The sequence below is a fragment of the Njordella aestuarii genome, from assembly GCF_056494165.1.
This window is the reverse complement of record NZ_CM151397.1, coordinates 548951-572561: the sequence shown is the minus strand read 5'-3', so window position 1 is coordinate 572561 and position 23611 is coordinate 548951. Positions and strand designations below refer to the sequence as shown.

Sequence of the window (23611 nt, the reverse complement as noted above, 5' to 3'; positions counted from 1 at the left end):
AGAACGTGAACAAGACCTTCTACGAAGCTGTGCCAACACCAATGTCGAGTCTGGGCTGCCCGGCTATTGACTGGACTCTTCGGAAGTACCAACTTCTTCTGGCGTATCACCACTGGGCAGGTCGGAGCTTTGCTCGTGAAGTTCCCAGTCTTTTTGGAGTGTGTCTCGCTGAATCTTTGGGCTGGGAAGGTGACCTGGGCCGGGTAGCTCCGATGGGGGCAAGGCTGAAACCTGGAGCGATTGGTCCAGTGGATCAAGACCTAAAGCAGCTTGCATCTCGGCCAACGCAGAAAACCAATAACGCTGCGCAGCGATCAACTTTATCTCTGTCTCGTTTGCTTTGGTCTCCAGCAGGTTGATGTAAATCAAGTCGCTTTTGCCACGCTCAAACGCAAATCGATATCGCGTCAATGTATCATAGGCAGCTTCCAAAGCGATCTTGGCCTGTGCAACTTGTTGCGCATTCAGTGTTAGTGCGTTATACGCCGTCTGCAACTCGACGCCAATCTTGTCTTGCTGAAGCTGCAACTTCTGATTCACTTGGCCGATCTTCGCACTGGTAGATTGGATCTTTCCTCGAGCTTTACGCCTTTGAATTGGAACTTCCCCTTGCAGGCCGACTAACAATTCGAACTGCCCCTTGTCGTTTGTACTGGAGGCAGGATCGCCGGTGTCTTGCGATCCTTCAGTAACGACATCCAACCGTGGCAATAGCTGGTTATTTGCCCACTGAAGCTCAAGTTGCAGTTGACGCATTTCAAGCTGCAAGAGCCGAGGCTCCGGTCTCCGAGCCAGCGCATTGCTAAGGTCTTCCTGAAAATTGCTCTGCGGCAGTGGCTCGATTGCCGGAAAAACGTCGGGGAGCCATGATGAACTCGGCACGAGCGGAGCGCCAAATTCATTGCGCAAATACATCGACAGCTTGAAACTAGCGGCCTGGAAGCGCTGCTGCGACTCGAGGTTCAAGCCTTGCCTCTCTGCAATCAATTGGTTGTTAAGGATCATGTCGATCTCAGCGAACTTACCTGCAGCGACGCCGACCTCGAACTGGGTTCCGCGGCGCTGAGCTAAGGTCAAAAGTTCTTCCTGAGCCTTCAGAACGGCACCCGCTGCGACCCATTCCCAATATGCTTGAACTGCATCGCGGGAAGAGTCGAGAATCGCTTGCTGGATTCTAGGTTCAGCTGCTTGGCGTTCCAATCCAGCCTGAAAAACAAAGAGCCGTTGAGCGTCGATCGCTCGTCCCTGCAACAGGGGAAAGATGTAAGTAAGCTTGAATTCGCCGCCCTTTTGCGTTTCCCGCTCTTTGTACCAAGGCTGAAAATCTCCTCGGCCAATTCTATATCCAGCAGATAGATAGCCGCCCCACCATGTTTGACGCGCTAGATTAATACCGCTGCGCGAATTCTCATAAAAGCCAGTCGGCTCTGACAAAGAATACCCTTCTAGCTTTGTGTCGAAGGCTCCGTACGCCTCTGTGATCAAACCTTGCGCACGAGAACGCTCGAGTCGCGCTTGCTGAATCACTGGGAAAGCTTGATAAACGCTGGCCACCACGTCGGCGACTTGAAGATACTCGCGGCTAAGCAGCGACTCTTCGACACGCTCGGGAGAAGCTCCTTGCATACTTTCGTCGCTGGAAGCGTTCGTTGCTCCGGCTGAGTTTTGGGGCTGCGATGACTGCCCGCTCCCGTTGCCAAGATTTCGTTCGGATTGATCGGTCGGCATGGGAGCTGAGGGAATCTGCTCCGGCTCCGCGGCGAACTTCTGCGCCGGCACAACCAGTTGAGCACTAGCCTGCGTTGCTCCAACGAACATAGCGCCAGCAAAACTGAGGAAACACCAAAGCTTTCCTAGCGTCACAATTTTGGCAGATTGATTTTGCCGCCCTTGTCCGAATTGCTCTTGGGCTCTGAATCGGAAATATTCGGCGGGAAACCGTTTAACTGTCGCCATATCTCATATCCAAGTCGAACCTGCTTGAGCAAAACCCACCCGTTTGCTTTTACTCCTTGTCTTAGATATCGGCTATCCGGCCAATCGGCCTCTCCCTCAAAATGCTTATCTTCGACAACAACCACCCTAAAATATCCCATGCCATCATCAGTTGGGTAAACCCGGTTGACTTTACCACCAAAAGTTCCAATAGCGACCGAAGGCCATCCAACGAACTGCACTGCCGGCCAACCTTCAAACTGAAGCCTCACACGATCGCCAACTTGCACCAGCGGCATGTCGTTGCCACTGACCTTCATCTCGACTGAAAGCTGGTCGGCTTCCGGAACGATCAAGAAGAGTTGATCCCCCTCCTTGATCGTATCACTCCCCTCCAAGCCGAACCACTGTTGGATATACCCGGATCGCGGCGCCCTTACTTCAAGACGATCAAATTCATTTCGTTTCGTTTCCAAGTCAATCAACTCTTTTTCGATAGATCGTAGCTTTTGAATCTCCTCGAGAATCTTTTGGCTGGCTTGTCGGTTTTTGATATCAATATCTTGCTTTTTTGATTCGATCTCTTCTTCTTTTGACATCAGCGTAGCGTAAGCTTCTTCAACGGCCCCTTCGGCCTTTAAGACTTTGGCCTGTTGCATTTCAACAGCGCGGCGTTTGGTGAATAATTCTTCTCGAGAAATAATCCCTTGAGATGCGACATCTTCAGCGACCTTTAATTGGTTTCGCTTGTCAGCTAGTTCGGCCTGTAGCGCGATCACTTCGCTTTTCGCTTGCTCCCATTTCTGGTTCGCTGCCTTATAGTCTTGTTTCAACGATTCATTTAGCCGCTGTCCACTAACTTCCTGAAGTTCGGCGGCTTGTTCTGCCACTGAAAGACTTGATTCAGCAGCCGATCTCTTCGATTCGATGGATTGCATTTGAGTTTCCATCTGCTGGATACCGTCCGATGCGAACGGCGTCAGCTTCAGCAAAATCTCGTCTTTTTCAACATAGCTGCCCTCGCGTAGTCCTGACCTTACGTAGCTTATAACGCCTTTTGAAGGACTGAGAACAGGCTGCGGACGTTGTTGCGGATCCAGCGCTACGACAAGCCCCGTCCCCGGTGCAGTCTGCTGCCAGGGCACGAAGACCATCGCAACGATGGATAGAGCCAAGATCATGAAAGTAATCTTGCCCAGAAGTCGAATAACTCGCCCAGTACGCACAAAGTGCAAGGCCGGAAAGTCTGTCCAGTAAACTGCAGGTTGGTGCATGTTCAATCCCTATTCGTGAGAAAGTTCCAGGGCCGAATCGCACTTCGAAACCAACTCAGGTACATTCGACGTCAAAATAATTGTCCAAGGGTTGTCGCGGTGCGACAGATTTGCCCAAATCTTGCTTCGCAACTTTGGATCGAGCTGGTCAAGCAAGCGATGAATAACAAGCAGTTGCGGTCGAGCAACAATTGCGCGAGCGATCAGCAACTGTATTTGTTGGCTGGAGTCGAGCAGCAAACCGCCTGTCTGCAGTTGTGTCTTCAACCCATCACGAAGCCTGAAGATGTCATCCCAAAGCTCCACCATCGCCAACGCTTCTCGCACCCGTTGGTGTCCCAGATTTTCGCGGCCCAGGTCAATGTTTTCTTGGATCGTGCCGAAGAAAAGTTCTTCCCAGGCGGCATATCCTATAATCCGCCCTTTACCTGAGAGCGCAACCTGCTGTGCTTCGTTCCCACAAACTTCAATCGCGCCGTGATGGGGACTTAAACCTCCCGACAAGGCCGAAGCTAGAGCGTCCATAGCTGAAGAGTTATCGCCAAAGACAACAAATCTTGAACCCGGCTCGACAGAGGTCGCTGGCACGCGATCGTAAGTATCCGTTCCCAGTCGTTTGAGTTCCAAGTCATCCCAATAGACTTCGGCCGGGCCATCAGGCACCCCCGCAATCTCAAGCCGGCTGTCGACAGGCAAATCCAAAAGATGCCCTACCTTATCAATTGCAGCCATCAAATCGTAGAACTTCTCCAAAGACTTACCAGCCTTCGCAAATGCCCCTACAACCACCGTAACCACCAGCTCACTTGCAACAAGTTGTCCAAGAGTCAATTGCTGACTGATCACAAGCCAGCCGCCTAAACTTAACAGCACCGTCGAAGCCAGCGCTTGCAAGCCAACCGCAAAAGTCATTTGCCGGATCAACACATGAAACTGATCTTGCCTGGCATTTAAGTATTCTGTGGTCAAACGATTGGCTCGATCAACAGCCAGCATCTCGCCGCCATTAATTTTGAATGCGTTTGGACAGGCAATGACGTCTTGAAGCCAATGCGCGACCTTATATTTGCAAATCGATTCGTCAATCGCGGTCACCACCCCACCACGACCAAGAAGCCATGTAAAGGTGACCATCACTGAAATGAGGACGATATCAAAACCAAGCAAGAACGGATGGTAAAACGCCAGTAGCACCAAACCAATTACAGTTGTCAAAACGATTGTGATCCCATCCAACAACAGAATCGCCGTCGCCTTTTGAATCGTCATGATATCAAAGACGCGGTTCGCAGTTTCGCGAGGATACTGGTCTGCTAACGCGTCACGTTTAGCACGAGAGAAGCGATGAGAAAGGTCGCCAACAATTCGAACAAACTGACGCCGCTGAATAATTTCAACTGCGAAAGCCTGCAGAATCTTTAGGACTGCTGCCAAGCCTAAGCATACCAAGACCATGAGCGAGAGCACGATAAGCGGTTGCATGAACGTACCCCAGCTCACAACGCCAACTAAAGCATCGATGGCCAAAGGAGTAGCCAATGCCAAGATACCTGCGACTAACGCGAATATCGTGATTGTTACTATGTCGCGCTGATCCAACTTCAGGAATTCAAAGAAGCGACGCAGCGGGCTCATGTGCTCATGCCCGGCATCACCATGATGCCCATGCGTGACCGAAATCGAGTCGCATTGCAACTCTTTGCGCACGAGGAAAGTTTGGATATCAGGCCATTTCCGAAAGAACTTTGCTAGTCGACTGCGGCTGAACTCTTTTGTGTCAACTTTGTCGCTGATATGACTTACTTCGATTCGGCTTCCCAATCTGTTCTCAAACACCCAAATTTCGCCCTGTTCATTAACAGCAACGACTGGAAAGCCTTCGTACAAGCCGCTTATCACATCATCTGTCCCTAGCGGCAACTCCTTGAGGTAGATATCAAGCTTCTTCGCAGCGAGATGAATTGCTTCAGAAACATAAAGCTGGAGATCTTCGCTCGCTGATTCGGAATTGTCGTTGTGGCCCAAGTCCAACGCAGTTCGCTCTACAGGCACATCCAAAGCATGACCCAACCTGCGGATGGCTTCACACACTCGATCGTTGATCGAATGCAATCGCGGTTTATAATCAGTGGCAAGCAATTTGATGTCCCGTCCGTTATTGTCGAAAAAACTAAATTAAGCAAAGCCGTGAGCGAGGTAGCTGGCCCGAATGAACACAGGAGCCGGCCACGAAATCATTCGTGAAACAGCCCGAGCAGGTCTCCGATCTTCCGATACGACTCGAGATGATGTCGAAGAGGCAGGTCCTCTTTGACACTATAGTGGTTCTGTCGTCCGACCTTCTCTCGCGTCAGATACCCCTCTTCTTCTAGATCCTGAACAATCCGCTGCACTGCACGTTCGGTAATTCCAACCCTGATCGCAACCTCACGCAAAACCAAGTCTGCATTTCTGCTCAAAACGATTAAGACGTGGGCGTGATTTGTTAAAAATGTCCACTTTGTTGGTTCATGTATTTGCTCGACAGCCGTCAGTTGCAAATTTTGGCTCATAGCTTTTCCGTCCTACCGCACTCTTGGAAACTGCTGCGCCTTTGCCTGTAATCACTTGGAATGACGTCCGCCCATCCCGTTTCGGACTTTGCACAGCTGGCGCTAAAACCTGTGCAACCGAACTTTATTCTATGACAAATTTTTCGCGACAAAGGAAGCACGAATGGCGAGCAACAATGAATACGTCGTCAATTCGCAAAGGTTTTGTCGAATTTTTGCTGGATGATTGTGCGAATCGCGAGGATTTCTGCCAAACGTTGATAGCAAAACTCCGAAGAGGCCCTTAGCGGAGGCCTTCCGTGAACTTCGCAAGCTTTAAGATATGGGCAAAATGCCCCGCCGATACGGGCTGGACACTCAGTCTCGAGCCTTTCTGAAGCAGAGTCATCCCATCGAGTTTTTTGTCAGCTTTTAAAACGGCGAGCGACAGCGGCTCAGGAAATTTCGCCAAAAATCGAATGTCGACTTGGTACCAACGTGGTGCACTGGGATCACTTTTGGGGTCAAAGTGGTCGTTCTTAGAGTCGAAGGCTGTAGGGTCGGGATATCCGCTCCGGATAACTTTTGCTAGGCCGACGATGCTGGATGGCTCAGAATTGCTGTGATAAACAAGAACTTGGTCGCCGATCGCGATTTCGTCCCGCAGCATATTTCGAGCTTGGTAGTTCCTGACTTCATCCCATCCCGTCTTTTTCCCCGGAGCCGCTGCCAAATCGTCGATTGAAAAGGAGTTGGGCTCAGTTTTGAATAGCCAGTATTGCATTGGTTGGATTATGGTTTAACAAAATGAGTAGACTTTGCGAGCAGAAACGCATGCCGCACGCAAAATCCAAGGCAAAACGATGAAGCTGTACAAGCCAACAGCAAGCTGGCGCATCATTTGCGTTTTGGAGTGTTCCTGGTTTTTGCCCGACTTCTCAGCCTATTTGGCAGATTGGTCGAGTTTGGACAAGTTTGGGGAGATCAAGCTGGGCATTTTGTTGCCGCCTTGAAATCGGCCCTTAGAATAGTGTTAAGCGAACTCTGGAACAATCCAGCTCGCCAGTTCCCAAAGGAAGACGCAATGAAATCCCGATGGCTCGCCGCCCTGCCAATTTTCAATGAACAAGATTACGTTCATTCCGTGCTCGATGAAGTCCTTCAATATGCCGAACACGTGCTGGTTGTTAACGATGGATCGACCGACGAGACAGCGAAACGTCTGGCTGAACGATCGGATGTAGTCGTGGTTCATCACGAACAGAACCGTGGATACGGCGCAGCGCTAAAATCGGCCTTTCAGTATGCGATCGACGAAGGGTACGAAAAACTAGTCACCCTGGATTGTGACGGTCAACATCAGCCCAAGCGAATTCCGCGGTTTGTCGCTGCGTGCGAGAACGTCGACATCGTGTCAGGCTCCCGCTACTTGAAAACGTACGAAGGCGACAGCACGCCGCCGTCTCAGCGGATGTTTATTAACCGCCAGATTACTAAGCAGTTGAATCAGAACTTTGGTTTCTGTCTGACCGATGCGTTTTGCGGTTTCAAAGCCTATCGTGTCGAAGCCCTCAAGCAATTCGACATACAGGACGATGGATATGCAATGCCGCTCGAGCTCTGGGTGCAGGCTGCGATGCATAACATGCGGATTCTCGAAGTCCCTGTGCCCCTTATCTACTTGGATCTGAACCGGTCGTTTGGTGGCTCGCTTGATGAAGCCGAAGTCCGACTAGCCTATTACAACGAAGTGATCGCGAACGCAAAATCGGCGATGACTGAAAAGGGTTTCTCTCTGCCGCGCTCCCGCGCCCGCTGCGGCGACTGCTCCTGAGCGCAATCGCAATCTTTGATGTCAAGCTATTCATTTGATCGCCTGCTGTGAAATCGCCGCTTCAACCTAACGAGAACTTTCGCTCCTTTTCTGTACCCAGGGAAGACGGGAGTTCGTACACTGATCCGCCGCTGAATCGCTGCTTACCTCTTGCGAAACAAAATCGAGTTAGACTAGCGAACATCAGAAAGCCTATGTTTGCCGATGTTCGTTTTGACGTTTTACGCAAACGCGTTCAACGTTCACTAGTGGAACTCGCTTTTGAATGGACTTCGGCTTACGCAGAGGAAAATGGTGAAGATGCCACTGATCCAGTCAGCGTAATGCACCGCAAAGTGCAAGCTTTCTTGGACGCCGGGGACTCATACGATCCTTTGGGCGATAACGAGAGCAGAAGACCGCTGCTGTTTGTAAGTGGTCATCAACCTGAGATTTTTCACACCGGCGTTTGGTTCAAGAATCTCGTTATCTCCAAGCTAGCCAATTGCTATGGAGGGCTCGCTGTCAATCTGATCATTGACCACGATCTGCCTAAACACCATTCCATCAATGTCCCCTACTCGGATACGTCAGGCAACATCGCGATACGAGGCGTTCCTTTCATTGAACTACGGGCGAATAAGCCGTGGGAAGAGCTCGATATCCAGGCAGCAAAACCGATTCGCGAATTCGCGGATCAGGTACAAGAGTTTGTATCAGAGTCTTTACCGACACCCTGCATGGTAGAAGAATACTGGGACGACGTGATTGCGAAAGTGAATGATGGTTACCTGCCAGGAGAGGCAATTGCGATCGCGCGTCACCGACTGGAATTGCAATCGAAGTGGGCGACTCTGGAACTACCGCTCAGCCGTCTTTGTAACGATTGGTCATTCGGCTGCTTCGTAGCAGAAATGCTTCACAGGGCTAACGATGTTCGCGATGCCTACAACGAAGCGCGTGCACTTTACCGCAGCCACCATAAAATCCGCAACGCAGCTCATCCTGTCCCACCACTGGCGGCAGAACACGGCGATGGATTCGAGCGACTCGAAACCCCATTTTGGATATATAAGTCAGATTCCCCCAAGCGATACCCTTTATGGCTGGTGAAGAATGCACAGGGCTGGCATCTATCCAATGGCGAATCGGAACTGTATTCACTCAAGAGCGGCGATTTGGCGATACTGACTGTATCGGATTGGGAACAGCTTCAGCGGCAGGAACTGAAAATTCGGCCGCGTGCTTTAATGACAACGACTTTCCTTCGATTGTTCGCCGCGGATCTTTTTGTACACGGGATTGGCGGAGGAAAATACGATCAAGTAACCGATCTGATCATCAGGCAACTCTTCGACATCGCTCCGCCTCAGTTTCTTGTTGCTTCCGCAAGTCTTTTCTTGCCGCTTGCGTCCCCAACGGAAATTGCGCATCAAAACGGCGTTGATATCCGGACGCAACTGCGACGCGCAAAGTACAACCCCGAACAATTTTTGACGAACGAGCAGCACGCCAAGCCAAAAATTGCTCGCTTGGTTGCGGAAAAAAAGCAGTTGCTGCAAAAGATTCCGGCAAGGGGCGAAAAGAAAGCGTGGCATGCACGCCTGCACGATGTTAACCAACAATTAGCGATGGCAATCGAAGAGCAATTTATTCAGCTGAACGCCGATTTGGAAGACGCGATCGCAAGCCAGCGTCAACGTAAGCTGCTTAGCTCTCGAGAATATTCCTTTGTTCTACACGACCGGGTTGAAGTAGTGCAGCGACTAGGTAAACTCGCCGAGATAAACTGCCCGGGGCAAGCAGAACTGGTACCGGCGCAATCATAGGCCGCTTTTCGTTTTCGACGATGACTCTATCTTACAACCTTGAACCCGATTTGACGCCTGAGGAATTTCGAGATGTGTTGCAACGGTCAACACTAGCCGAACGCAGACCCGCAGACGACCTGCTGCGCCTGGACGGCATGCTTCGACATGCTGATGTCATTGTGACATGCCGGAATCATGAAAAGCTCCTCGTGGGAGTCTCTCGAGCTATTACCGACTTCAATTATTGCACCTACCTATCTGACCTGGCTGTCGATCAGAATTTTCAGAAGCGCGGAATCGGTAAAGAGTTAATTGCCCGCACGCACCAAGCCGCTGGACTTAAGACAACGCTGATCCTGCTTGCCGCCCCTGCAGCACGCGAGTACTATCCCCATATCGGCATGGTTGGACACGATTCGTGCTGGTTGACTTGGGGCAAATCGCCCGATTAGGCTAGCTCATTGAACTCAACCAGGAGTCCCGGGGCATCGTTTGCCGAGGACAATCCCGATTGCGCCTCCAAACCAATAACGCGTTAGGTTGTTCGTAACCCGACGGAGACAAACTCCATCGGGTCGCATGTTGAGCAAGACACCTCTTGCTGTCTAGAGATACCAAGCTTGCTCGTTACTTCTTGAGCTCTTTGTTCAGTTGGTCCACAAAGACTTTGAATTCTGGCCGCTCACCCGAACGTCGATAGGCTTCCTCAGCAATTTTTAAAGCCTCGGTTGTGTTGCCAAGGCGATGCACTAGATGAGCAAGTGTATCCAGAACCGTTGCTTGCGACTCTTCATTCAATTGAGATAAGATCGACGGTACGGCATCCGCTGCAGTTTGGAGTATCTCCTTGTTATAATCATCTTGTTCCATCGAAATTTCGTAGATTTTCCAAGCCATATCGTGCTTGAAGACCGGGGATACCGATTCGCTCGTCATCAGGCCTTTAAGCAGTTTGACCGTTTCCGGATCTGCCGGTGCCGCAACAACCATCAGCTGCAATTTGGTTGCGACAATATCTTGCCGAATGCTGGGAGTTGTAATCAGTTTCTCGTATTTCAAAAGCACTGGTGTCAGCGCCTTTAAAAGCACTCCAGGATCGCTCGACTCTGGTAGTCCGCTTGCAATTCTCGACATCTCCATCTGGAGATCCATCAAGCGTTGCTGGTCCTCGAACTCATTTGCGAATTTCGCTCGATCCCAAATACCTTCTAAAACTTGAGCTAACGGCTCTTCAAGATTGCCTGGGTGTCCGACCCATTCGAGCTTGCTGTCGCGACCAACAATAAACGCGCAGGGAATCCCTGATTGCCGCGTAGCCATCATATAGTCTTTCGCTACCGACTGGTCTGGATCGCTAGCTAGCGTGTAATGACTTGTAATGTCCGCATATGTTTTGTCGTCTCCGCGAGCATTCTCAGCTTTCCGCGCCATCAGTTTATCGACTGCCTCTGGCGTATCATCGGTGATGGAGACAATCTGCAGCCCATCTGAAGCATACTTTTCTTGAAGCTCAGCCAAATGCGGCATACTCTTAATACACGGACCGCACCAAGTCGCCCAAAACTCGATCACATAGACCTTCTCAGGCGTAAATGATTGCACTTCCGAATACTTGCCTTTTCCTAAACTGAGCCAATGTTCGACGTCCAGGCGTGGAGCTGGATCGCCAATTCGCAGTCGATCTTCGGCATATCCGCTCGAACTACCTAGCACCGTAGAAGCTATTGCCGACGCGACGATTAAAAACGTTCTCTTCATTGCAGAATTCTCGATTATTCAGACTCCGATGCCGACCCAAAATGGCACATCGAAGGAAGTTGGTGGGGATACTAATTTCAGCAGGTGGATATATTTGCCAAGATGTTAAGCCAGCTCAGCCTCGAATGCACCCTTACGGTAACAAAAACCGAGCTAATTAGTCGATACGATTCTAGAAGTTATTGTGTTTGTATGATTCCTCACAGTTCGCGAATCAGTTGATTGAGACAGGGCAACCGGGCAAAGTTTATTTGGAATTCGTGGCAAAACAAGTATTCGATTTGCGTCGCACGGCGCTAAGAACTGCGTAAAACACTTCGTTTTCTGAGCAAAGCTGGCTAAGTACACCGTTTTTTCTACGCAATAATAGGATTCACAACCCGACCGTAGACGTCGGTCAGCCGAAAGTCGCGCCCCGCATGCCGAAATGTCAGCTTTTCATGATCAATACCTAGCAAGTGTAGGAGTGTGGCATGAAGATCATGCATATGGACCTTATTCTCAATCGCGCGGTGTCCGAATTCGTCTGTCGCGCCGTAGGAAAAACCTGATTTAACTCCCGCACCTGCAAGCCACATCGTAAAACCATCTGGGTTGTGATCACGCCCGGTTCCATTCTCTTGCGCATAAGGGGTTCTTCCGAATTCGCTTCCCCACCACACGATCGTATCTTCAAGCAAACCGCGTTGCTTGAGATCTTGCAGTAGCCCGGCGACAGGTTTATCAGTAGCGAGGGCATGGTCAGCGTGTTTCTCCAGGTTGGAGTGTTGATCCCAAGCAGGGTTTGCTGAATTATCGCCGTAGTTGACTTGAATAAAGCGCACTCCCGCTTCGCACATGCGGCGTGCAAGAAGGCAACGCCGACCAAATGTGTCGGTAGGTTTAGATCCAATCCCATACATTTCAAGTGTTTCGGCAGTCTCATCGGCCAGATCCAACACTTGAGGCGCATCCGCTTGCATGCGCCACGCCAGCTCATACGATTGAATCACGGCGTCAAAGCGGGAGTCGTGACTGGCGGCGTGACTTGCTTGAGTCGAATTGATGCGTTGCAAAAGCTCTAGCTGCGAGCGGCGTGCGTCTCGAGTTTGCTGATCTGCGTTGAGATTCGAAAATGTCAAGAACTCAGGGCCTTTGTCCAACGAGCCCAATTGCGTTCCTTGATATCGTGCGTCCAGAAATGCATTCCCATAATTTCGCGGCCCTCCATTTCCGATTGGAGGGGCAATGGTCACAAAACCTGGCAGATTCTTATTCTCGGAACCTAACGCATACATGAGCCAAGAACCAAACGAAGGTCGCACAAAGTTTGTTGAACCACAGTGAAGGAACAATGTTGCAGGCCCATGTGCTACGCCTTCAGTGTGCATCGAATGAATAAAACAGAGATCGTCGACACAATTTGATATATGCGGAAAGAGATCCGAAGTCGTCTTGGCCGATTGCCCTCGCGGTGCGAACTTCCAGGGGCTCCCCATGATCCGTTGGTCGCTGTCACGATTTCCGGTTTTGGCAATAGTCCGCGCATCGGCAAAACCGCGGCTTTCGCCGTCTCTCGCCGTTAGTAGTGGTTTATGATCAAAACTATCAACTTGACTTACTCCGCCCTGCATGAAAATAAAAATAATACGCTTCGCCTTCGAGCGCAAATCGATGGTTGTCGTCGAATCCTGCTTCGCTTCAGTTACGGCAGACTTAACATCGTCATGTGCAAGGGCAGCCGCTGCTAACGCGCCAAAGCCACAGGCGGAATTCTTTAGTATCCTTCGTCGTGAGATCATAATCGTATCCGCATGATTGTTTGCGTCCAACTTATGGCAAGTACTGAAAGTCGATCGAGCCAACTAGACCTTTGACAACATCTTTCCATCGTTGCATGGTGGTGTCGGAATTTCCGGCGTCTGCTTCAAGGTAGCCGAGCAATACCTGCCGCTCATCAGCACGAATATGACGTCCGAGCACAAGTACTGACAATCGATCCAGCTTGTCGTCATTCATAAGATCGTTATTTGAGACCAGTTCGGTGGCAATCCGCGTGATTCGCTGGTCGATCCAAGGCGAATTAAGAAACAACAGCGCCTGTGCGGCGACAATTGTCTGATCGCGATCTCCAACAACACTTGAAGAATCAGCGACATCGAAACTTGATAAAATCGGATTAGCTGAATTTCTAAAAACGGGCAAATATACGCTGCGCGAATTCGTGTCAAAGGTCGCATTAAAGTCGTTGGTTCGTCCTGCTACTAACTTCGCTTTCGGACTTCCCAACTCCAACTCCTGGCTCGCGAGCAACAGACTGTCGCGGATGCTTTCCGCATCCAAACGCTTTCGAAAACGTACCGCGTAAGTTCGCTGTGCAAGCTGCCAGTCTTCTTTTGAGTAGGCCGTGGGCGCGTCCAAGTTTGAGCTTCGCTGATATGCCTGCGAGGTTACAATTTGTCTCACCAACCACTTGGTCGACCAACCTTCTTGCATAAATCGCGATGCTAAGTAGTCAAGCAACTCCGGGTGTGTCGGTGCCGTACCAGTCGTCCCGAAATTATCCACGGAAGCGACCAAGCCTTGCCCCATCAAATGTTTCCATATTCGGTTTACATAGACGCGAGCCGTCATGGGATTTTGCGGATGCACCAGCCAATTTGCCAACTCAATTCGACCAGCGCTTGAGTCTGCAATTGGTATGTCGACATTCGCCAGCCTCAGAAATCCACGCGGCACCACATTCCCTAACGTGTGCACAGAACCTCGCACATGCACCGCCAAGTCAACGGGTGAGTTTTGAATCAGTCCTAAGGATGTGGGACGACTGTCAAGTTGTTTGTTAAGCTCTTTTAATTCAGCCTCAGACTGTGACTTTTGCAACCGCCACGTTTCAAGTTCCAAGCTCTCCGTGTCTTTTGCATCAACGGTTGCAGTAGGCTCATTCGCTAGATTGTTTGCTTCCACCGGAATAAATTGAACGGCGTCGGCGATGACATGACCTTGCGAATTTACATTCGAAATCAAAACATATGCTTGGCCATCTTTTTCAAAATTAAAGCTTCCAAGCTCGATCCAGAGATTCTCGATCGGCGCAACTTTGCTCTGATCAATCACTTGGTACTGTTCACCGTCGGCACTCGCAATGGTCACACGAACTGACTTGCTTCGATTATCGCCGGACTGATAGGCCAGCCTCACGCGATACCTGCCTGGTAGGATGTTTTCGGGCGCAAACGTTATACTCGCTTTCCCTTTATCGCGGTTCTGGTCATGGACATAGCCCGATCCGACATATGGTTTTGTATGCGTCGAATTTAGCCAGTCACCGATTTTCAGAGCTCGAGCGTCATCAACAACGATTCCATCCAGAGAATCTAGCGACACCGGACCTTGATGGTTCGACTTTTGATTGATCCGATCCTGCAAGTCCTGGATTCGGGCTTTCAACGAAGCGCCACGATCGGCAAGTTCCGCATAGAAAGACTCTTGCTCAATTGAAAGTGGAAGTGGTTTGCGAACCCAATTAGAAACATTGTCATGCCGTACCGTCTGCACGCTTTTTAGGATACCAGCCATCGCATAGTAATCCGCAGTTGGTATGGGATCAAATTTATGGTCATGGCATCGTGCGCACGTCAACGTTTGGCCCATAATCCCCTTGCCAATAACGTCCAATTGTTCATCGACGATATCCATCTCAAGTTGCGATTTGTCTTGTTCTTCGAGATTTGTATTTCCTAGCAACAAAAAGGTCGACGCAATCTGCAAACGTTGTCGCTCCGCAACATTTATAGCTGGCACGTGCATCGCGAGTAAATCACCCGCGACTTGCTCGCGGATGAAATCGTCGTAGCGCATATCCGAATTATAGGAATCAATTAGATAGTCTCTGTATCGCCAAGCATCCTCTAGCACAAACCCGCGCAAGGTAAGCGAGTCGGCATAACGTACTATATCCATCCAATGGCGAGCAAACCGCTCTCCAAAGCGTTGACTCGAGAGCAACTCATCGACTAGGGCTTGGTACGTAAGTGAGAAGTCTGCGCCGGTAAAACGCTCAAACTGCTCGATCGTCGGCGGTAAACCATGCAGATCAAAAGTTAATCTTCGCAGCAGTGCGGGTCGGTCTGCCCTTTGCGCGATCGCTTGTAACGCAGAGGAAAACTTCTCCTCTAAGAAAAGATCAATTTCGTTCAAAGTTGTCTCGTCCGACTGTCGGGAGGCTAAGCTCTTCACGTTTGGAACAAGCGGCTGCACTAAAGCCCGGTATGCCCAGTGCTCAATAGAACGCTCCAGTGGCAGGGCCGTCGGCGCCGATGCGGGGGCGTTCGTTTGGGGCATCTCGCGTGGGTCGGTTGCTCCCTCTTCAATCCATCGCTGAAACAATGCTTGCTCCGCTTTGGAAAGTGGACTATCAGGCGGCATTTGCAGATACGGATCGTCGTACCCTATTGCCTTCAAGAGTAAACTTTCTGCCGGCTCTTCCAGGTTGATCGCTTGGCCCGAATCGCCCCCCATGCGAACGCCAATTCGGTCGGAAAGGATCAAGCCGCCACTGGTATCTCCCTGCCGGTCATGACATTCAACGCACCGCTGGACTAGCAAGGGACGAATAGAACCTTCAAAAAATTCTAGTTTATCTTGTGCAGTTTCGTCCGCCCGAGTCCTCGATTGTGATGCTAAAGTCAATAAAAGGATGAACGTCAGCCTCGCGATGCAGAATACGCGGCGGTTCAACGACTTCGCTTCAAAGAGTGATGAAATATTCATCCAAAGCAGGCGGGGATCAAGGTTTTGTTGGATGGCGGGAATTTACTAGTATAGCGAAAAATTCGGACGCCGCGAAACGTCGATGCGAGACGCGGGTTCCGAGACGTCACCAATCGAATCAGCTTCCTTTTAGCTTTTCGGACGTTGCCGAAGCCATTCGGACTTATGAAACAGAATACTTAACTGCAAGTTGTGAGACTTTGTATGCACGCTTCATGTTCATGGAACAGGCAACTCCGCATTCTTGTTTGCGTGAGCGTTCTTGCTTTCACGTTCTGCGCTAATAAAACAACCATCCAAAGCGCAGAGCCTAACAAGGTTCTGAGCGAACGTCAGATTGCATTCTTTGAATCCAAGGTCCGCCCGATCCTTGTCAACAACTGCTACGAATGTCATTCTGCGGAAGCGGGTCAGGCCGAAGGGGGGCTGGAACTCGATTCGGCTGATGGAATGCTGCGCGGCGGAACTACCGGTCCCGCGATTGTGGCAGGAAATCCAAACCGCAGCCTACTGATTTTGTCTGTACGCCATCAAGCCCCTGCTAAAGCAATGCCTCCTGAGGATGCAGCAGACAAGCTAAGTGACGGTGACGTCGTGGTGTTGGAAAGATGGATCCGTGACGGGGCTCCCGATCCTCGCAAATCGACAAGAGCGGACTCGCGGAAAGAAACGGATCAACTGTATGATTCGCTTAACTCATGGTGGGCATATCAAAAAGTCCTACCGATACAAGTTCCCACCGCGGATCTCGCATGGTCGCCACTTCCAATCGATCAGTTCATTCGCGAAAAGCAGATTGCCTCTGGGATCAAACCTGTTGCAGATGCTGCACCTGAGGTTCTACTGCGGCGAGTATGTTTTGATCTTACCGGTCTACCTCCCACCAAAACACAATCCGAACAATTCCTTGATAGGATCAAGAATAACGGGCTTGATGCCGCGTTTGCAACTTTGGTGGACGAACTCCTCGAGAGTGATCAGTTCGGCATGCACTGGGGACGGCATTGGCAGGATGTTGCTCGTTACGCAGAATCATCCGGACGCGAAGTGAATCTAAACTACCCTCATGCATGGCGATACCGCAATTGGGTTATCGAAGCTATCAACGCGGATATGCCTTATGACAAATTCTTAAAATATCAGATCGCCGGTGACTTGATGCCAGCCAAGAACACGAAGCAAGCCGCGTCACAAATTATTGCCACTGGTTTTCTAGCTGTCGGCTCCCGCTCGCTCAATGAAATGAACCCTCAACAGTTCGCAGTCGATCAAGCAGATGAACAGATCGATACGGTATTTCAAGCAACGATGGGATTAACAATGGCGTGCGCTCGCTGTCATGACCACAAGTTTGATCCGATTTCCCAACGCGACTATACCTCGGTAGCCGGTATCTTTCTTTCGACAAAGACGCACTACGGCACAATTGGTCGCGGCGGAATGACGAGAAATGCCTCAACCTTGATTCAGCTACCGAATACAGTTGGTATTGAAGTGCTCAAGCGAGACCTTAGCGCAGATTCAATTGAAGAACAAAAATCTACGCTCGAGCAACTAAAGCAAGAACAGCTAGCGTTGAGGCGTGAAGTTGCGATCAAGTTGAGAAATTCAGAAGCCCGTGATCAGGCAAAAGTCCGTGAGCTTCAAGCGATGAATGCAGCGATCCAAAGACTCGAAGCGCAACTTGCAGAGCACAATGAAGAAGGAGATGTCGTGCCGGTCGCTATGGGAGTGGAAGACTGGCCTGTCAGATCGAACCAACCTCGCTTCATTGCTGCAGCCCGCGCTAACCGCAATCGTCAAATCTTTGATAGCATCTCAAACAGCCCATTTTATGCGCGCGGTGAAATCTCGCTCGCGGGAGAAGAAGTGCCACGTGCGGTTCCCAAACTGTTTGGTGAATCGTCTAAGTACGACATTCCTCAAGATTTCAGCGGTCGGTTGCAGCTCGCCGATTGGATTGCATCTAAAGAAAACCCGATGACCGCGCGAGTTGCGGTGAATCGCGTATGGGGCTGGATTTTTGGCGATGCGCTTGTAAATTCCGTCGACAACTTTGGAACAACTGGAACTCCGCCAAGCCACCCAGAATTGCTCGACTATCTGGCTCATCAACTCACATCAAACGGCTGGAGTCAAAAAGCGTTAATCCGCGAGATTGTGCTCAGCAAAACGTATCGGCTAGCCAGTCAGTATGACGCGGCAAATTCACTAATCGATCCCGATAACGAACAGTTTTGGCGAGCAAACAGCAAGCGTCTTCCAGCCGAATCGATTCGCGATGCGATTCTCCAAGCTTCCATGTCGCTCGACACCACGCTGCAGCTTGGAAGCGAAATCGCTGCTGCTGGCAATGGCGTTGTGCGGCTTAACACCGGAGAAGAAATGCAAAGGCCGGGTAGAGCAAGACAACGATACTTTGCTAGGTCGAACGCAGAAAAAGAATCCAATGCCAGATCTATCTTTCTAGCCTTCCCGCGCGGCGATGCCAATCCGTTCTTCGACCTGTTTGACGCTCCGGATGCGACCATGGTCCAAGGGCAACGCGATGTTACGAATGTACCAAGCCAATCGTTATTCCTGATGAACAGTCCTTTGGTTCATGAACATACTCTAAAACTGGCCAAACAAATAATGAAACCTGAGCCAAGTGATCAATCGTCGGTGATTGAGGCCTTGTTCCTGGCCATCTTGAATCGCGTTCCTACCGAAGAAGAGACATCGCTGGCAGAAAAAATGCTGCAAGAACTTCGTGGCGATAAGACCGAAGGCGTGGCAAGCCTTGCGAAGTCGTTGTTTGCGACCGCAGAGTTTCGATTTGTAGATTAGTTTTATATTGTTAAAGGCAACTAGAAAATGAACAACAATCTCTGTGCAAATCGATCGCTACTGACCAGCCGTCGCGAAGTCCTTCAAAGTGTGAGTTGCGGATTCGGCTATCTGGCGTTTTCCGCAATGGCGGGCAGCCTAACTTCGTCGCTTGCCTCCAAGACGCCACTGTCGACGAATAAACCTACGTTTGGCAAAGCGAAACGCGTTATTATGCTTTGCATGCGTGGTGGTCCGTCACATGTCGACATGTTCGATTATAAACCGCAACTAGAAAAAGATCATGGCAAACAAGCTCCACGCGGCAATAGCACTTGGATGAAGTCGCCCTGGAAATTCGAAAAGCACGGCGAAAGTGGGCTTTGGTTTTCAGAGTTAGTGCCGAACATGGCCAAACATGCGGACAAGATGTGCATGATTCATTCGATGCAAACGGAGGTTCCAGCTCATCCCCAAGCGATGGTTCGGCTGCACACCGGAACCAGTCAATTTGTTCGGCCAAGCTTGGGTGCTTGGACTTTGTATGGGTTGGGCGTAGAGAACGAAAACCTGCCGGGTTTCATCAGTATATCGCCGCAAGGTGCTGGCGGCGGATCGCAAAATTACGGCAGTGCTTTCCTACCTGCGAGTTTTCAAGGCATGCGGATCGGATCAGATCGGCAACGTATCCAAGACTCGCGCGTACCAAACCTTACGCCTATCGTCGGACGTCAGCGTCAGCAGATCGAACTCGATTTTATTCAGTCGATGAATCGATCGAAGCTTGCTGCAGCAGGCAATGCACCCGAGATCGAAGGCGTCATCGAATCCTATGAAACTGCATTCCGCATGCAGAGCGAGTTGCCAGACATTCTGGATGTTGATCGTGAAGACGATCGTACGAAAACGCAGTACGGTCTAGACAATCCAGAGACGGCAAACTTTGGTTCCAAATGCTTGTTAGCAAGACGTCTATCCGAAGCAGGTGTTCGTTTTGTCGAGATCACTTATGGAAACTGGGATCACCACAATAACATTGACACGAACCTGCCAAAAAATTGTCGCGAAATTGACAAGGGAGTGGATGGACTGCTCACCGATCTGCACGCGCGGGGTTTGCTCGACGAGACGCTGGTGATATGGACAGGCGAATTCGGAAGAACGCCATACGCCCAGCAAAACAATGGGCGCGACCATAACAACAAAGCGTTTACGCTTTGGATGGCCGGTGGCGGAGTTCGTGGCGGGTTTCGATATGGTAACTCAGGCGACCACGGACACGAAGCCACGGAAAATCCAGTGCCGATCGTCGACTTGCACGCCACACTTTTGGCGCTGATGGGGCTTGATCATGAAAAGCTGACCTACCCATATGCTGGCCGAGACTTTCGCTTGACCGATACGGCTGGTCGGGTCGTGACGGACATCATTGGGGGCTAGTGAACGAGGTTGGCATCTTTAGCTCCGTGCAATTTTTGCCTGGATAAGCTTTGCTATCTATAATTGGTGTAGAATTTGCGGTGACGTTCAACGCTTTGTCGCTCGCATTTTAAACTTCTCATCAATGGCACAGGCAGATGCACTATCAGCTTATTCTTCAAAATGAGGTGGAGGGACTGACCAAAAAACGATGGTCCTTTACTCCGCCAGCAACGGTTGGTCGTGATCCTGCATCGACGCTATGCATTGAACATGGATCTATTAGTCGCAAGCATTGCCAATTTTCGCTCAATCCAGACGAGTCGTTGGCAGTTAAAGATCTTGACTCGATGAATGGCACGTATGTCGACGACCAAAAAATCCAGCAAGTAACTTTGATGCCTGGAAAAGTCATTCAGATTGGCGCGTTGATGTTGAAGATTGAGTTCTCAGATGCACCCGAGCCAGCTCCTGTCCGTGCTGTTCCCAAGAAAAAGGAGAACGTCCAAGCCACGCAGCGCATGGAAATTTTCCCACCCATATCCAAACCCGCCAAGAAATCGTGGTGGCAAAAGCTGTTTGGGTAGTCGAGTTGAGTACTCTCTTGTTGGTAAAACGTATCGACTTCTTCTAAACCATGAACGACGGCATCGCACTCGAAAGCGTAGAATTAAGTCTCCATTTCTAATGGTGGCGGGCATTTTTTCATTTGAGCTAACCAAGCTAAACCAAGATGAAATTCTCGATTCGGCTCCTGCTTTACTTCATTTTCGTCGTTTCGATCACGTTAACGATAGGCATGTCTTCTCCCCTGAGCTTGTGGCAGGTAGTGAACGTAGAAAACACTAGATCTCAAATGACTGTGTACGTACCGAATGGAGGACCAATACCAGATGCACTTTACGATTCAGTGCTGACCTTGAAGCGTGGCGGGCGAACAACTGAGTACAATGTAATCGGTACCTCTCACGCACCTGCAATCGGTTCGTACTTGAGACTGCTCACAGAAGAGGGCAACACCGACTATCTATACCCGCCCTTGGTCGTTGTTTATCAAGATCAATATGCCATGCGAACCAGCCGTCTGCTGCTTGGACTTGCCGTTGGTTGGCTCATGCTAACTCTACCACTCTTGCTGGTTGTCGTAATGTCCGTGTTACAGAAACGCAAATGAACCAACGATATCCAACACCTACATGGTCATAATTGCAGACAGGTGCGTCTGAGATATCACAGTTCGTTTCTCATCGTCAGCTATTCGGGTTTCGCAAATGCAGGTCCAAGAATGAGAATGTTCGTACACACAGCGCACAGAAATTCTTTCGTACTTAACCAAAGCTTCAACATAAGTTTGGTGGCAATGGTTTTACAGGTAGCCAATTCAATTAGAACGTAGGGCCTACGATACTTTGGCCCTATGAGAGCGTCTCCGTCGCAGAGCAACTGACACAGCAAAAACGCCTAGACTCAATATGCCAGTGCTTGGCTCGGGAATCGCCGTGACTGATGTGATCGAAAATTCGATGGAATGAAATCGACTAAGTTAACAGCGCGAGTTAAATCACCGACTGCGAAAGTCGTAGATGTAGTAACTTCGGCTTCGTGCAATGGGTTGCGTTTTTGCTAGATAGCGCACGGCGATTTTGCCTTGTGGATGCTGCTCCATCTCTCCATATAAAATCGTCAAGCTTACCGCAACGACATGTCCACGGAGATGATTCAACACATCCGCTTCATTCTCAATCACAGGCGCAACTGTATGCAAAGGCAACGATCTTGACGATGCATGAAGGGTAGGGTCCGTTCCGAAATACCAGACCTTTGCTATCGGCAATCCAAGTCGATTGGTCGTCCTGTCCAAATCGATCAAGCCTTGCCCCCAGTCGCTATTGGAATCTGACAAATGCAGATGGACATTCTCTGGCCCTCCCCATAGCTCATTGGCATAACGCAAACCGTCCGGCCATGCGACCCAGGCGGGATAGAGCAACGCGACTGCGAGCAGGCCAAGGACTGGGCCAGGGGAATTCATTTTCCAAAGTTCAAGCCAGTTCGCCAGCGTAACGCTTGCGGAAATCATCACAAAAGCCAGCAGAGGAAAGACTAACCTGATTCCGATTTGCACTCGACAATTAAGGCTAAAAAGTAAAAGCAAAAGTGAAATAAGATTTACCGCGGTGACGTAGGAACGCGGTCTCGTCAAACAGATTGTAAGGACTAACAGAACAACACTTGATATCTTAACTGAAAGTGCGACGGGGAAATAATACCAGACGGCTCGAGGGTGCCAGTTACTATTCAAATAGCTCCCGTGCCCCTTTATGTTATGCTTGATCTGGTAAACCAATCCTTCGCCTGCGTTTGGAAAGACTTTAGCGTGGTTCGCTAGCCAAGCCATAGTTTCAAACCACGGCTGTCCTTGTTGGCTATCGGCCCACCTCACAAATGAAGCTTGAGGTTTCCAATCGGTGCCGCAATATGCCCAAAGTGCCATCGATCCGATCAAGAAAATCTTGATGAACCGCGAACGAAAGTTGCTTGTCTTTTGCCATCTTACTTTCCATGACAGCGCTCGAGCGCGAATGTCAAACATGTGGTCGCGCCAGAACTTCGGAAGCTCGATCGCGAACATAATTATTGGGACAAACATTAATGCAGACGCTTTTGCGCATAGCGCCGCGCCAAACAAAATGCCTGGAATCGCACAACTTCTCCATGAAGTACTCTGGCAACTTCGCAAATAATGCCACGTAAAAACCAAAACCATCGCCGTAATAGCGATATCGGTAGTAGCTAAGCATGCGTGCCCTAAAAGATTCGGCTCACTTGCCAAGAGACAAATAGCAAATCGGCCCCCCCACGGACCGCCGAAATGGCGGCTCAACAGTGCACCATAACCAAGCAACAGCCACCAAAAGATAAGATTCATTGTTCGTGCCACAGGTAGCACGGTATGGAATTCCTGGCCATCTTCTACGTTGAATTGTTCGCCTCGATATTTTTCCCATAGATAAACTGGCAGAGTTTGCAGATGAATTGGCAAGGGCATTGTCCCCGCCCGCATCAATTCGCGATTGCTGCCGGTTCGCCAAGAAGACATGCCCGACTTGATATAGAACGTCTCGTCGAACGTTGTAGAAATTTCAGGAGTTGCAGTAACGATCCAAGCCGTTGAGGCCAGCATCCATGCGAGAATCCAAGCAATGTCACCCAAGTGCTTCATCTTTTGCTACCCCTCCAGCCATAATTGTCGCAATGCTTCTTCAAATCAGTTGCTCGCGCTGGTGTGTGCACGTGGGTGGAAATGCTCACTGGTACTTATATCGCGTTTTTGGGCGGTTTGAAAGCAACCAATGCAGACTAGCCAGGACGGTCAAGATTTTGTGCGGTAGCATCCGCTTCGCGATGTTTGCGTAGTTGTCACTGGTGAGAATCGGATTGGCTGCGAGATGCATCTCGCAGCGATTTGGGATTTGCTTGCACGGGTGACGCCGGTAGCGAGTAAACAAA

At 50.1% G+C, this 23611-nt stretch carries 17 protein-coding genes; 7 read left to right on the top strand and 10 right to left on the bottom strand.

Annotated elements, in window-relative coordinates:
• Positions 1 to 63 precede the first annotated feature (63 nt).
• From SH451x_RS02250 to SH451x_RS02230, 5 genes are all read right to left on the bottom strand, one after another.
• A complete protein-coding gene (locus tag SH451x_RS02250) occupies positions 64 to 1956 on the bottom strand; it encodes a TolC family protein (RefSeq protein ID WP_479360712.1) in 1893 nt (630 codons plus the stop codon).
• Positions 1860 to 3209, bottom strand: coding sequence for an HlyD family secretion protein (locus SH451x_RS02245; RefSeq protein WP_479360710.1), 1350 nt, complete (start codon positions 3207 to 3209; stop codon positions 1860 to 1862). Before SH451x_RS02245 ends, SH451x_RS02250 begins: the two co-directional genes overlap by 97 nt.
• Before the next feature lie 9 nt (positions 3210 to 3218).
• On the bottom strand, positions 3219 to 5348 hold the full coding sequence (locus SH451x_RS02240; protein ID WP_479360709.1) for an ATP-binding cassette domain-containing protein: 2130 nt from the start codon (positions 5346 to 5348) through the stop codon (positions 3219 to 3221).
• Between the two features lie 95 nt (positions 5349 to 5443).
• Positions 5444 to 5761: a helix-turn-helix transcriptional regulator gene (locus tag SH451x_RS02235; protein WP_479360708.1), complete on the bottom strand. Its 318-nt coding sequence runs from the start codon at positions 5759 to 5761 to the stop codon at positions 5444 to 5446.
• A gap of 283 nt (positions 5762 to 6044) precedes the next feature.
• Positions 6045 to 6524: an EVE domain-containing protein gene (locus SH451x_RS02230; protein WP_479360706.1), complete on the bottom strand. Its 480-nt coding sequence runs from the start codon at positions 6522 to 6524 to the stop codon at positions 6045 to 6047.
• Positions 6525 to 6824: 300 nt separating this feature from the next.
• On the opposite strand from SH451x_RS02230, the gene SH451x_RS02225 reads away from it, so the two are divergent.
• The 3 genes from SH451x_RS02225 (at position 6825) to SH451x_RS02215 (ending at position 9816) form a co-directional block, all read left to right on the top strand.
• Positions 6825 to 7574 carry a glycosyltransferase family 2 protein gene (locus tag SH451x_RS02225; protein ID WP_479360705.1) on the top strand — a complete coding sequence of 250 codons (750 nt, stop codon included), beginning with the start codon at positions 6825 to 6827 and terminating at the stop codon, positions 7572 to 7574.
• 194 nt (positions 7575 to 7768) lie between these two features.
• On the top strand, positions 7769 to 9382 hold the full coding sequence (locus SH451x_RS02220) for a hypothetical protein (protein WP_479360704.1): 1614 nt from the start codon (positions 7769 to 7771) through the stop codon (positions 9380 to 9382).
• 20 nt (positions 9383 to 9402) lie between these two features.
• Positions 9403 to 9816 (top strand): GNAT family N-acetyltransferase, encoded by a 414-nt coding sequence (locus SH451x_RS02215; protein WP_479360702.1) that lies wholly within the window; start codon positions 9403 to 9405, stop codon positions 9814 to 9816.
• Between the two features lie 175 nt (positions 9817 to 9991).
• Here SH451x_RS02215 and SH451x_RS02210 read toward each other — a convergent pair whose 3' ends face one another.
• From SH451x_RS02210 to SH451x_RS02200, 3 genes are all read right to left on the bottom strand, one after another.
• Positions 9992 to 11122, bottom strand: coding sequence for a redoxin domain-containing protein (locus tag SH451x_RS02210; RefSeq protein WP_479360701.1), 1131 nt, complete (start codon positions 11120 to 11122; stop codon positions 9992 to 9994).
• A 356-nt stretch (positions 11123 to 11478) separates the two neighbouring features.
• The gene (locus SH451x_RS02205) at positions 11479 to 12903 is read right to left on the bottom strand and encodes a DUF1501 domain-containing protein (RefSeq protein WP_479360700.1); all 1425 of its coding nucleotides are present in this window, start codon (positions 12901 to 12903) and stop codon (positions 11479 to 11481) included.
• A gap of 31 nt (positions 12904 to 12934) precedes the next feature.
• Positions 12935 to 15874, bottom strand: a complete 2940-nt coding sequence (locus tag SH451x_RS02200) for a DUF1553 domain-containing protein (protein WP_479360698.1) — start codon at positions 15872 to 15874, stop codon at positions 12935 to 12937.
• A gap of 252 nt (positions 15875 to 16126) precedes the next feature.
• Here SH451x_RS02200 and SH451x_RS02195 point away from each other — a divergent pair, with 252 nt between their 5' ends.
• The 4 genes from SH451x_RS02195 (at position 16127) to SH451x_RS02180 (ending at position 21275) form a co-directional block, all read left to right on the top strand.
• The gene (locus tag SH451x_RS02195; protein ID WP_479360696.1) at positions 16127 to 18703 is read left to right on the top strand and encodes a PSD1 and planctomycete cytochrome C domain-containing protein; all 2577 of its coding nucleotides are present in this window, start codon (positions 16127 to 16129) and stop codon (positions 18701 to 18703) included.
• A 27-nt stretch (positions 18704 to 18730) separates the two neighbouring features.
• Positions 18731 to 20122 (top strand): DUF1501 domain-containing protein, encoded by a 1392-nt coding sequence (locus SH451x_RS02190; protein WP_479360695.1) that lies wholly within the window; start codon positions 18731 to 18733, stop codon positions 20120 to 20122.
• A gap of 137 nt (positions 20123 to 20259) precedes the next feature.
• Entirely contained in the window at positions 20260 to 20688 is a 429-nt protein-coding gene (locus tag SH451x_RS02185) for an FHA domain-containing protein (protein WP_479360693.1), read from the top strand.
• A 146-nt stretch (positions 20689 to 20834) separates the two neighbouring features.
• Positions 20835 to 21275: a hypothetical protein gene (locus SH451x_RS02180; RefSeq protein ID WP_479360691.1), complete on the top strand. Its 441-nt coding sequence runs from the start codon at positions 20835 to 20837 to the stop codon at positions 21273 to 21275.
• Between the two features lie 225 nt (positions 21276 to 21500).
• Here SH451x_RS02180 and SH451x_RS02175 read toward each other — a convergent pair whose 3' ends face one another.
• Both SH451x_RS02175 and SH451x_RS02170 read right to left on the bottom strand, forming a co-directional pair.
• Positions 21501 to 21596 carry a PEP-CTERM sorting domain-containing protein gene (locus SH451x_RS02175; RefSeq protein WP_479362939.1) on the bottom strand — a complete coding sequence of 32 codons (96 nt, stop codon included), beginning with the start codon at positions 21594 to 21596 and terminating at the stop codon, positions 21501 to 21503.
• A 66-nt stretch (positions 21597 to 21662) separates the two neighbouring features.
• Positions 21663 to 23324 carry an ArnT family glycosyltransferase gene (locus tag SH451x_RS02170; protein ID WP_479360690.1) on the bottom strand — a complete coding sequence of 554 codons (1662 nt, stop codon included), beginning with the start codon at positions 23322 to 23324 and terminating at the stop codon, positions 21663 to 21665.
• Between the last annotated feature and the right edge of the window lie 287 nt (positions 23325 to 23611).

What these genes read in the sequence shown, in the direction of transcription:
- SH451x_RS02250 (WP_479360712.1), bottom strand. Translation starts at nt 1,956, where the DNA reads ATGGCGACAGTTAAACGGTTTCCCGCCGAATATTTCCGATTCAGAGCC.
- SH451x_RS02245 (WP_479360710.1), bottom strand. Translation starts at nt 3,209, where the DNA reads ATGCACCAACCTGCAGTTTACTGGACAGACTTTCCGGCCTTGCACTTT.
- SH451x_RS02235 (WP_479360708.1), bottom strand. Translation starts at nt 5,761, where the DNA reads ATGAGCCAAAATTTGCAACTGACGGCTGTCGAGCAAATACATGAACCA.
- SH451x_RS02230 (WP_479360706.1), bottom strand. Translation starts at nt 6,524, where the DNA reads ATGCAATACTGGCTATTCAAAACTGAGCCCAACTCCTTTTCAATCGAC.
- SH451x_RS02225 (WP_479360705.1), top strand. Translation starts at nt 6,825, where the DNA reads ATGAAATCCCGATGGCTCGCCGCCCTGCCAATTTTCAATGAACAAGAT.
- SH451x_RS02220 (WP_479360704.1), top strand. Translation starts at nt 7,769, where the DNA reads ATGTTTGCCGATGTTCGTTTTGACGTTTTACGCAAACGCGTTCAACGT.
- SH451x_RS02215 (WP_479360702.1), top strand. Translation starts at nt 9,403, where the DNA reads ATGACTCTATCTTACAACCTTGAACCCGATTTGACGCCTGAGGAATTT.
- SH451x_RS02210 (WP_479360701.1), bottom strand. Translation starts at nt 11,122, where the DNA reads ATGAAGAGAACGTTTTTAATCGTCGCGTCGGCAATAGCTTCTACGGTG.
- SH451x_RS02205 (WP_479360700.1), bottom strand. Translation starts at nt 12,903, where the DNA reads ATGATCTCACGACGAAGGATACTAAAGAATTCCGCCTGTGGCTTTGGC.
- SH451x_RS02200 (WP_479360698.1), bottom strand. Translation starts at nt 15,874, where the DNA reads ATGAATATTTCATCACTCTTTGAAGCGAAGTCGTTGAACCGCCGCGTA.
- SH451x_RS02190 (WP_479360695.1), top strand. Translation starts at nt 18,731, where the DNA reads ATGAACAACAATCTCTGTGCAAATCGATCGCTACTGACCAGCCGTCGC.
- SH451x_RS02185 (WP_479360693.1), top strand. Translation starts at nt 20,260, where the DNA reads ATGCACTATCAGCTTATTCTTCAAAATGAGGTGGAGGGACTGACCAAA.
- SH451x_RS02180 (WP_479360691.1), top strand. Translation starts at nt 20,835, where the DNA reads ATGAAATTCTCGATTCGGCTCCTGCTTTACTTCATTTTCGTCGTTTCG.
- SH451x_RS02170 (WP_479360690.1), bottom strand. Translation starts at nt 23,324, where the DNA reads ATGAAGCACTTGGGTGACATTGCTTGGATTCTCGCATGGATGCTGGCC.